Consider the following 437-nt stretch of genomic DNA (forward strand, 5'->3'; position numbering starts at 1 on the left):
GATACCCGGTAGGCGGTCGCGAAGTCCTTGACCGGCCACGTTTGCGCGACACGGAACCTGCGCCCCACAAGCCCTGGATCGCAGGCGTGCATGCATGTCGCTATGTCGCCGAGTTGCGGCTTGTAGCGGCTAACCGGGAGATGGAGCTGCATCCGCTGCACGACAGCCGACGATGGGCCGATGGTGGTTGACTGCTCGTAGCCCTCGTAGGTTTGGAGCTTGCCTCGCCCCTCATAGACGACCTCTCGCATAGCCTGGTCGCTGTAGCCGGACTCGGACATCTCACCCGTGTCCCGCTCAATGCGCCATTGTGAGGTCATCAGCGATTCGGCCTGCGCCCTCAGTCCGGGCAGCTCGGCCCGCACGTCATCGAGCAACATGGCGGCCAGGTTCCCCGTATGGCGACACTGAGAACGCTCCGGTCTCGACCACTCCGA

The 437-nt window shown here is 64.1% G+C and carries 1 protein-coding gene; it reads right to left on the minus strand.

Annotated features, from left to right (window positions below; translation table 11 throughout):
* On the minus strand, window positions 1–380 hold a 380-nt coding region (locus RMT89_RS41230), incomplete at its 3' end, for a DUF6093 family protein (RefSeq protein ID WP_315888882.1).
* Between the last annotated feature and the right edge of the window lie 57 nt (window positions 381–437).

The sequence above is a fragment of the Streptomyces sp. P17 genome (assembly GCF_032436805.1).
In the GTDB taxonomy this organism is placed as follows: domain Bacteria; phylum Actinomycetota; class Actinomycetes; order Streptomycetales; family Streptomycetaceae; genus Streptomyces.